Raw genomic sequence first — 2,889 nt, forward strand, 5'->3', positions numbered from 1 at the left:
CGTCCGAGGGGGCCTCGGGAAGGGGTGTGAGGTCGTCGGGCATGGGGGCCTCCGGGTGGCGGTGCGCTGGTCGGGCGCATACATACTAGTCGCGTCGCGCGCGCGGGGGCACGCCGGCACACAGCGTTCACACATCTGGCGCGTGCGTCTTGGCGCGGGCGGTGGTGCTCCACTAGACTGACCGCCATGGACACCACCCCCCGCGAGGACGACGGCCTCGCTGCAGAGGAGCCCACGGCGCCCGCACCGGATCTCGGTGACGCGGGCGCCGAGTCCGCCGCCGGCGAAGACGCGCCTGTCGAGGAGCCCGCGCCCGAGGAGGGCCCCGGGCCGGACGAGGCCGCGGAGCTGGGTGACGCGGGTACCGAGCCCGCCGAGGAGCCGGAGCCCGTTGCCGATCCCGGGCCGGCTGAGGGGCACGTCGCCTGGCAGCTCACGCTGCCCGAGGTCGACACCCCGGATGGCCCCGGCGCCGTGCCGCTCAGCGAGGTCTCCGCGGAGGCGGACGCCGAGTCGGCCGCCGTGGAGGCCGAGGGCGCCGGGCCGGACGACGAGCACCTCTTCGACATCGCTCCGGAGACCGTCGTCGCGACCGAGCCGGATTCGGAGGCCGCGCTGCCCGAGATCGACGAGGGGCCTGCCGGCCGCTCGCCGTTGCCGTGGTGGCCGTATCTGACCTACGTCGGCCTGTGGGTCGCGCTCGGCGTTGCGATCATCGTCGTCAGCAACCGCCTCGGCGACCCGTACCTGCCGGAGAGCGGGGCCTACCCGCCGCTGCTGCTCGCCGGTCTGCTGCTCGCCGTCGTCGGCCCGTTCGTCGGCGTGGCCGGCTGGGCGATCGCCCGCCGAGCGCTGCCCCAGTCCCGCAGGTCCGGGCTGCTCTCGGCGGCGCTGCTGCGAGCCGGCGCCTTCACCCTGGGCGGGGTCGTCCTGTGGTGGGCGGCGTTCGTGCTGGTCGACGCGCTGCGGCTCGGCTGGATCTAGCCGGCCGGCGGACGCCCCGCCGCGAGCGGCAACTCGACGACGAACCGCGCGCCCGTCCCTTCTGCGCGCTGCTCGACGTGCACGCTCCCGCCGTGCCCTTGGACGATCGTGCGGACGATGTAGAGGCCGAGGCCCAGGCCCGGCTGGGACGACGTGGCGTCCGCCCGTTCGAACCGCTCGAAGATCCGGTCGCGCTCCTCGGGCGGCACGCCCGGGCCCTCGTCCTCGACGACGAGCGCGGCCCGGTCTCCGAGACATTCCAGCGCGACGGTGATGGTGGAGTCGTCGGGCGAGTACTTCGCGGCGTTCCCGATGAGGTTGGCGAGGGCCTGGCGCAGACGCCGGTCCTCGCCGCGGGTCGTGGCGGCGCAGCAGGTGCGCAGCTCGATCTCCTGCCGCACCACCGGCCGGAGCGAGTCCACCGTGTCGGCGGCCAGCCGGTCGAGGTGCACGAGGGACATGGTGCGCGGCGCGAGGAAGTCCTCGGCCTTCGTCGTCGCCAGCAGGTCCTCGAGCATCTCGAGCACACGGGCCATGCCGTCGCGCGCGCCGCCGACGGCCTTCCCGACGACCTCGGTGTCGGGCTGCCGCTCGAGGATGTCGAGGTAGCCGCTGATCACGGACAGCGGGGACTTGAGGTCGTGGCTCACCGTCTCGAGGATCTCGGCGCGCAGCTCGTCACGGCGCCGGTCCTCGGTGACGTCGCGGCTCGTGACGAGCACCTCGCCCGAGCCCGGGTGGACCGATGCCGCGATCTGCAGCCAGCGGGTGCCGCGGCCGGCGGCGTCGACCACGACGGTGACCGGGCCGCTCTCGACGGCATGCGCGACGAGCTCGGCCAAAGTGAGCGCCTGGTCCGACTCCGCCACCGGCAACGCCCGCCCGCCCATCGCGTCGGCCATAGACAGGCCGATGAGGCGCTCCGCCGGCACGCCCATCTGGAAGCCGGCCGCGGGGTTCGCGACGCGTATCATCCCGTCGACGAACAGGAGCTTCGCTTCCGGTGAGTCGTCCACGGCGATGCGGAAGCGCTCCTCGGCCTCCTCGGCCTGCGCGAGCGCGCCGCGGAGCTCGGCTTGGCGGGCTGCGAGCCGTCCGGTGAGGTCGTCGACGGTGCCGAGCATCGTGCGGAACTCGGCGGGCACGTCGCCGCCGACCTCCAGCGGCGCGTAGGGGGCGCCTTCGACGGCCCGCATGCCGACGTCACGCACGTACGCCGCAAGCTCGTCGATCGGCTTGCGGACGAAGCGCGTGGTCGTCAGCGCGAGGAGGAGCGCCGCCGCGAGTGCGAGGCCCGAGGTGCCGAGGGCGGTGAGCAGCGGGACGTAGAGGGGGTCGGCTGAGGCGACGCCCGAGTCGAAGATGCTGACCGAGGCGACGCGCTCGCCCCCGAGGCCGATGAGGTTCGCGGTGACGTGCAGCACGCCCTCGTCGAGCGACGACGTCATGCCCGTGAACGCGGGTGCGCGCACCGTGTTCGTGACGGGCGTGGCTGCCTCGTCGACGGTGCGGATGGTCACGGTGGTCGCGTTGCTCAGTGCGGCGAACTCCTGAGCCATAGCCGTCCCGATCGGCTCGGCGACCGCGAAGGTGCCCGCGATCCGTTTCAAGGGGAAGCCGGTGATCGGGACGGCGACCGCGAGCGCGGGCCCGTCCTCGAAGCGCAGCCGCGTGGCCAGCGGCTCGCCGTGTGTGGCCGCGGCCAGGTCGGCGAGCCGGGCGACGTCGTGGGCGCTGCCCATCGACCAGATCGTGTTGCCGTCGGCCCCCAGCCACAGCAGGGTGCGGATGTCCGATCGCAACGGCAGCCAGTCGGCGAGCTCCGAGGAGAGCCAGTCGTCCGGCGGGCGGGTGTTCGACGCGCTGAACTCGTAGAACTCGTCCCACTCGGAGTAGTTGTCCGCC

The 2,889-nt window shown here is 73.7% G+C and carries 2 protein-coding genes; one reads left to right on the forward strand and one right to left on the reverse strand.

Features of this window, described 5'->3' with window-relative positions; genetic code table 11:
• Positions 1–186: 186 nt before the first annotated feature.
• Positions 187–984 (forward strand): hypothetical protein, encoded by a 798-nt coding sequence (locus FDZ70_08755; GenBank protein TLM71931.1) that lies wholly within the window; start codon positions 187–189, stop codon positions 982–984.
• Here FDZ70_08755 and FDZ70_08760 read toward each other — a convergent pair.
• The coding region (locus FDZ70_08760; protein ID TLM71932.1) for a hypothetical protein at positions 981–2,889 on the reverse strand (1,909 nt) is incomplete at its 5' end. The two genes, FDZ70_08755 and FDZ70_08760, sit on opposite strands and share 4 nt — an antisense overlap.

The sequence above is a fragment of the Actinomycetota bacterium genome (genome assembly GCA_005774595.1).
Classification (GTDB): Bacteria; Actinomycetota; Coriobacteriia; order Anaerosomatales; family D1FN1-002; genus D1FN1-002.

Bases quoted from the DNA above. Each gene is read 5' to 3' on its own strand.
- FDZ70_08755 (TLM71931.1), top strand. From the start codon at position 187: ATGGACACCACCCCCCGCGAGGACGACGGCCTCGCTGCAGAGGAGCCC.